The sequence below is a fragment of the Agromyces sp. P1_H4 genome (assembly GCF_056405255.1).
Map to the genome: position 1 here is coordinate 20,373 of NZ_JBFUCL010000007.1, position 6,800 is coordinate 27,172.

General features: G+C 70.4%; 5 protein-coding genes. 4 read left to right on the forward strand and 1 reads right to left on the reverse strand.

Going from position 1 to position 6,800, the window contains the following annotated elements; translation table 11 throughout:
* The first annotated feature begins 37 nt into the window (after window positions 1-37).
* The 3 genes from AC1DY2_RS01320 to AC1DY2_RS01330 all read left to right on the forward strand — a co-directional run bounded on the left by AC1DY2_RS01320 (window position 38) and on the right by AC1DY2_RS01330 (window position 3,293).
* Entirely contained in the window at window positions 38-919 is an 882-nt protein-coding gene (locus AC1DY2_RS01320; RefSeq protein ID WP_476760772.1) for an aldo/keto reductase, read from the forward strand.
* Window positions 920-1,048: 129 nt separating this feature from the next.
* Entirely contained in the window at window positions 1,049-1,981 is a 933-nt protein-coding gene (locus AC1DY2_RS01325; protein ID WP_476760773.1) for a lytic transglycosylase domain-containing protein, read from the forward strand.
* Between the two features lie 88 nt (window positions 1,982-2,069).
* Entirely contained in the window at window positions 2,070-3,293 is a 1,224-nt protein-coding gene (locus tag AC1DY2_RS01330; RefSeq protein ID WP_476760774.1) for a low temperature requirement protein A, read from the forward strand.
* 26 nt (window positions 3,294-3,319) lie between these two features.
* On the opposite strand, the gene AC1DY2_RS01335 is transcribed toward AC1DY2_RS01330, so the two are convergent.
* Window positions 3,320-3,799 (reverse strand): MarR family winged helix-turn-helix transcriptional regulator, encoded by a 480-nt coding sequence (locus AC1DY2_RS01335; protein WP_476760775.1) that lies wholly within the window; start codon window positions 3,797-3,799, stop codon window positions 3,320-3,322.
* Between the two features lie 155 nt (window positions 3,800-3,954).
* Here AC1DY2_RS01335 and AC1DY2_RS01340 point away from each other — a divergent pair.
* A partial coding sequence (locus tag AC1DY2_RS01340) for an efflux RND transporter permease subunit (RefSeq protein WP_476760776.1) occupies window positions 3,955-6,800 on the forward strand: 2,846 nt, incomplete at its 3' end.

A 6,800-nucleotide genomic window follows, 5' to 3' on the forward strand; every position in this document is an offset into this window, starting at 1 on the left:
CAGCAGCCACCCACCCCGCGGGGCTAGCGTCGAGTGCATGGACCGCAACCTCACCCTGAACAACGGCGTCGAGATGCCGGCGCTCGGCTTCGGCGTTTACCAGACCCCGCCCGAAGAGACCGCCGAGGCGGTCGCCACCGCCCTCGCGACCGGCTACCGGCTCATCGACACGGCTGCGGGGTACCGCAATGAGCGCGGCGTCGGCGAGGCCATCCGCGCGTCGGGACTGCACCGCGACGAGGTCTTCATCGAGACGAAGGTGTGGATCACCGACTTCGGGTTCGATGAGACCCTGCACGCCTTCGACAAGAGCAGCCGCAAGCTCGGCGTCGACACGATCGACCTGCTCATCCTTCACCAGGCGCTGCCGACCGCGTTCGACCGCACGATCGCGGCGTACCGCGCGCTGGAGCGGCTCCTCGCCGACGGCAAGGTGCGTGCGATCGGGGTCAGCAACTTCATGCCCGACCACCTGGCGAGCCTGCGGGAGCAGACCGAGATCGTGCCCGCGGTGAACCAGGTGGAGGTGCACCCGTACTTCACCCAGCCCGAGGTGCAGGCAGCGGATGCCGCGAACGGCACCGTCACCCAGGCGTGGTCGCCGATCGGCGGCATCACGTCGTATCGCAACCGGGGCGGCACGAGCACGTTCGAGGATCCCGCGATCCTCGAGATCGCCGAGAAGCACGCCAAGACGCCCGCGCAGGTCATGCTGCGGTGGCATCTGCAGGAAGGCCGGTCCGCGATCCCGAAGTCGGTGAACCCGGCACGGATCCGCGAGAACTTCGACGTGTTCGACTTCGAGCTCGCAGCCGAGGAGGTCGCCGTGCTCGACGGCCTCGACCGCGGCATCCGGGGCGGTCCCGAGCCCGAGGCCGTCACGCTCGAGGCGTTCGGGCTGGTGATCTCCGAGGACTGAAATCGGCCGGGCCTGGGCGCGCACGAACGCGTACTCTTGAAGCACGGGTCGGCGACGCACGCTCACCGGGAGTCGACGGCCGCCCGAGGGCACCCCTACGAACCGACGCCCGAACGGAGTACCGCACCGATGTCTTGGGATGACGATTCCTTCGCCGACGAGTTCGGCGAGCGTCGTCCGGGGCGGGCGCGCATCACCGGATGGCGTCTCGTGCGTCGGGTCGCCGCCTACGTCGGCGTCGTGGTGGGCGTGGTCGCGCTCGCGGTCGGCGCGGTCTTCGCGGTGAACGCCGCGGGCGTTGCGGCGAAACCCGGCGGATTCGCGGCGCCGGCAGCGAACGCGCCCGGCCTGGCGCTGCCTCCGGTGGTCACGCCCACCGACGCCGGCAGCGACGGAACAGCCACCGAGTCGGGCGAGCCTGCCGACGGGCAGGCGAACGCCGCAGAGCAGACCCCCGATGAGACAGCGGGTGCCTCCGACTCGGGTCTCGCGGCCTCCCCGGTGCCCCTCGTCGACCCCGCATGGACGGCGCAGGTCTCGGCGGCGACGGGCATCCCAGAGCGGGCGCTCGAGGCCTACGCGCTCGCGCACGTGACGATCGCGTCCGAGGACCCCGAGTGCGGGCTCGACTGGACGACGATCGCGGCCATCGGCTCGATCGAGTCGGGTCACGGCAGCCACGGCCGGAGCGTGCTCGACGAGTACGGCTACACCGAGCCGGCGATCGTCGGCCCGGCACTCGACGGCAACGGCGTGGCGAAGATCGCCGACACCGACGGCGGGCTCTTCGACGGCGACGACCAGTGGGACCGGGCGGTCGGGCCCATGCAGTTCATCCCCTCGACGTGGGAGAAGTGGGGCAGCGACGCGAACGGCGATGACGTGGCCGACCCGAACCAGATCGACGACGCGGCGCTGACGACGGCGCGCTACCTGTGCGCCTCGGGCTCCATGACGAGTCCCGAGGGCTGGCGTGCGGGCGTCTACTCCTACAACCACGACAACGACTACGTCGACAAGGTCGCGAAGGTCGCCAACGGGTACGCCGAGTCGGCCTGGTAGCCGCGGGCCGGCGACGCCGTCGTCGTCGCCCTTGACGCCGTGTTGCGGCATCCGCCACCGTGTCGGAGCGATGGTGCACACTGGTGCCGTGCAGCAGGAGCGAACCGAACCGAACGGCGACGCCGAGCGGATGCCGCGTGCCGCCGGCGGCGGCGAATCCGCCCGGGTGACGACCTTCGAGCTGTTCTTCGACCTCGTCTACGTCTTCGCGTTCACGCAGGTCAGCGGGCTCATGGCCGACACGCACAGCGCGCTGGGGGTGCTCCAGGCGCTCGTGGTGCTCGGCCTGCTGTGGTGGATGTGGTGCTCCTACAGCTGGCTCGGCAACCAGGCGCCCGCCGACCGCGGTGTGGTGCAGGCGGGCWTGACGCTCGCCATGATCGCGGTGTTCGTCGTCGCGCTCGCGATTCCCGAGGCCTACGACGACCTGCCCGGCGGGTGGTACGCGCCGCTCGTCGTCGCGCTGGCCTACCTGTTCGTGCGCATCGTGCATACGACCCTCTACGTGATCGTCGCCGGCGACGACAATGCCCTGCGTCGTCAGGTGCTCGGCACGCAGCTCGTCGCGATGCTGCCGTCGGCGACCGCCCTCATCGTCGGGGCGCTCATCGGCGGTGCGGCGCAGACGTGGATCTGGCTTGCCGCGTTCGCCTGGGATTTCACCTTCACATACGTGAGCTCCCGCGGCGGCGGGGGGTGGCGCCTGCACTCGCCCGTGCACTGGGCGGAGCGCTACGGGCTCATCGTCATCCTCGCCCTCGGCGAGTCGATCGTCGCCATCGGGGTGGGCGTCGCGCAGGAGCCCATCAGCGGGCCGATCGTGCTCGGCGTGGCGATCTCGGTCACCATCTCGGTGCTGCTGTGGCGCGCGTACTTCACGCGCATCGCGCCGGCGGGCGAGCACGGACTGCAGCGCCGCACGGGCGGTGCGCGGGTCGTGTTCGCGCGCGACGAGTACACCTACATGCACTTCGCCATCGTGGGCGGCATCATCCTCGCGGCGCTGGGTGTGGAGGAGGCGATGGCGCACGTCGCCGACGCGGAGCCGTTCGGCTCGTTCGGGGCATCCGCACTCGGTGCCGGCGTCGCCGTCTACGCCGCGGCGACCGCGGTGTTCGGGCGCATCGCCGACCTGCCCTGGCCGCTCGTGCGCCTCGGAGCCGCAGTGGCGCTCGCCGCGTTGATCCCGCTGCTCGCGCTCGTTGCTGCGATGTGGGCGCTGGTCATCGTGGCGGTGGTGCTCGCCGCGATGCTGCTCATCGAGGGAGCGCTGCAGCGGTCGAAGCGCGCCGCGGTCACGACCACGGCCTGACGTCGGTACGTCGGCCGTCTCGCGAGCTACGCCTCGAGCGGCACCCCCATCACGCGCAGCACGGCACGCATGCCCTGCTCGAGCGCGCGCAGGTCGTCGAGCTCGAGCTTCTCGAGCGGTTCGCGGCTCATCTGCGACTGCGCCGAGACGAGGCGGTGCACGGTCTGGCGGCCCAGGGGGGTGACGAGCACGCGCCGCACCCGGTGATCGCGCTCGTCCTCCACCCGTTCGACCATGCCGTGCCCCTCGAGCCGGTCGATGAGGCCCGAGACGCTGGCGAGTGAGATGCCGAGCGCGCGGGCCAGACCCGCGCCGGTGCCGCCCTCGTCGGAGGTCACGAGGATCATCAGCACCTTGAGCTGCTGGATCGTGAGATCCATCGACATGAGCGGCTCGAGCATCGAGGGCAGTGCCGTCGTGTCGAGCGCGTCCTGCATCGCCGCCAGCCGGTCGAGCAGCGCGCGGCGGTCGTCGCCCGCGCCCTGCCGCTCGTTCGCCGTGGCCATACTGCCTACCGTAACGACCTCCGGGGCTCACAGCGCACGCCCAGCGCCATTTGGTTAGCCTGAGACGAAGCTTTGCTTCAGGCTAAGCATCTGCCCGACGTCGGCTTCCCCGGCCGCGCCGTGCACCCCTCGTCGCCGATCCCCAACGGAGTCCCATGTTCAGGCTGGCCAGATTCAGTCTCGCCAATCGTGCGCTCATCGCGCTCGTCACGCTCGTCATCGCCGGCTTCGGCCTGTTCTCGATGACGCAGCTCAAGCAGGAGCTGATCCCGCCGATCGACCTGCCGCAGTCGCAGGTCGTGACGGTCGTCCCCGGCGCGAGCCCCGAGGTGATGGACCAGCAGGTGAGCCTCCCGATCTCGAACGCGCTGCGCGACCTCGACGGCGTCGAGTCCGTCGTGGCCACGAGCTCGTCCAGCGTGTCGACCGTGTCGGTCGCATACGCCTACGGCACCGACGCCGACGAGTTCACCGCGTCGCTGAACGAGGCGCTCGACGGCCTCGAGGGCACGCTGCCGACGGACGCCGCTCCCGAGGTGGTGGGCGGATCCACGTCGGCCCTGCCCATCATGTTCCTCACCGCGAGCTCCGACGAGCTGTCGCTCGCCGAGCTCACGAGCCAGCTCGACGACGTCGTGGTGCCCCGCCTGGAGTCGATCGACGGCGTGCGCGCCGTCACGGTCTCGGGGGCCGAGACGCAGCGCGTGGTCATCGCGCCCGACCAGGCCGCGCTCGCCGAGTACGGCATCTCGCCGACGGCCATCTCGGGTGCTCTCGAGGCGAACGGGATGACCCTCCCGCTCGGCAGCGTCAGCGGTGACGGCACGCTCATGCCCGTGCAGGGCGGCGAGCCCATCGAGTCCCTCGACGCGCTGCGTGAGATCCCGCTCGCGTCGACCACGCAGCCGGGGGTCGTCGTGTCGCTCGGCGACGTGGCATCCGTCGACCTCGTGGCCGAGGAGCAGACGTCGATCACGCGCACGAACGGGGCCGAGGCGCTCTCCCTCATGATCACCGCCACGCAGGACGCCGACATCGTGGGCGTCACCCAMGCGGTCGACGACGCGCTCGCCGACCTGGGCGCTGAGCTCGACGACGTCGAGCTCACCGTGATGTTCAGCCAGGCGCCGTTCATCGAGGAGTCCATCCAGCACCTCGCGATCGAGGGCCTGCTCGGCCTGGTCTTCGCGATCGTCGTCATCCTGATCTTCCTGCTGTCGGTGCGCTCGACCCTGGTCACCGCCATCTCGATCCCGCTGTCGGTGCTCGTCACCTTCATCGGGCTGAACCTCGGCGGCTACTCGCTGAACATGCTGACCCTCGGTGCGCTGACCATCGCGATCGGCCGGGTGGTCGACGACTCGATCGTCGTCATCGAGAACATCAAGCGCCACCTCGGCTACGGCGAGGCGAAGCAGCACGCGATCCTCGCCGGCGTGCGCGAGGTCGCGGGTGCGATCACGTCCTCGACCCTCACGACCGTGGCGGTGTTCCTGCCGATCGCCCTCGTGGGCGGCCTGGTCGGCGAGCTGTTCGCCCCCTTCGCGCTCACCGTGACGATCGCGATGCTGTCATCGCTGCTCGTCTCGCTGACGATCGTGCCGGTGCTCTCGTACTGGTTCCTGAAGCAGCCGAAGAACGTCGTGGACACCGAGACCACGCGTCGCGAGGCAGAGGAGAAGGAGCACCGCGGCTGGCTGCAGCGCGGGTACACGCCCCTGCTGCGCGGCACGCAGAAGCACCCGGTGATCACGCTCACCGCGTCGGTGCTGCTGCTCGTCATCACCCTCGGCATGGTGCCGCTGCTCAAGGTCGACTTCCTCGGCAGCACCGGGCAGAACACGCTGAACCTCACGCAGACCTTCGACGACGGCACCGACCTCGAGACCATCTCGGCGGGCGCGGCGCAGGTGGAGGACGCACTCCTCGACATCGACGGCGTCGAGGACGTCATGCTCACCGCCGGCACCGGCGGCGGCGTCTTCGCGATGATGGGCGGCGGTGGCGCCACCGCCACGTTCATCGTCAACACGTCGAAGGACGCCGACCAGGTCGCCCTGAAGGACGACGTGCGCACGATGCTCGAAGAGCTCGACGCGCCGGGCGAGGTCGAGATCACGGACGCCTCGGCCGGCATGGGAGGACTCGGCGGCACCGTCGACGTGGTGGTCACGGCGCAGGACGAGGCCGAGCTGACGGATGCCGCGGCCGACATCTACACGGCACTCGAGGACACGCCGGACACGGCCGAGGTCACGACCGACCTCGCACCGGCGCAGCCCATCGTGCAGGTGACCGTGGACCGTACCGCCGCCCTCGAGCAGGGCCTCACCGAGGTGCAGGTGCTCGGCATCGTGGCGGGCACGCTCTCGCCGCAGGCGGCCGGCTCCATCGCGCTCGACGGCGAGGAGCTCGACATCTACATCGACGGCCCCGACGCGCCCGCGACCGTGGCCGAGCTCGAGGAGCTCATCCTGCCGACCGCCGCTGGGTTCGCACCGCTCTCGTCGGTCGCGACCGTGGAGGAGGTCACGGTCCCGACCTCGATCACCCGCCAGTCGGGCGACCTCACCGCGACGATCTCGCTCACGCCCGACGAGGGCGAGCTCGGCGCCGTGAGCGCGTCGGTGCAGCAGACGCTCACCGACCTGGAGCTGCCCTCGGGCGTGACCGCCGAGGTCGGCGGCCTCGCCGAGACGCAGGCGCAGTCGTTCCAGCAGCTCGGGCTCGCGATGCTCGTGGCGATCGCGATCGTGTTCATGCTGCTCGTGGCGACGTTCCGCTCGCTGCTCCAGCCGCTGATCCTGCTCGTCTCGATCCCGTTCGCGGCGACCGGCGCCATCGCGCTGCTGCTCGCGACCGGCACCCCACTCGGCATCTCGGCGCTCATCGGCATGCTGATGCTCATCGGCATCGTCGTGACGAACGCGATCGTGCTCATCGACCTCGTGAACCAGTACCGGAAGCAGGGCCAGTCGGTGGCCGACGCGGTGTTCAACGG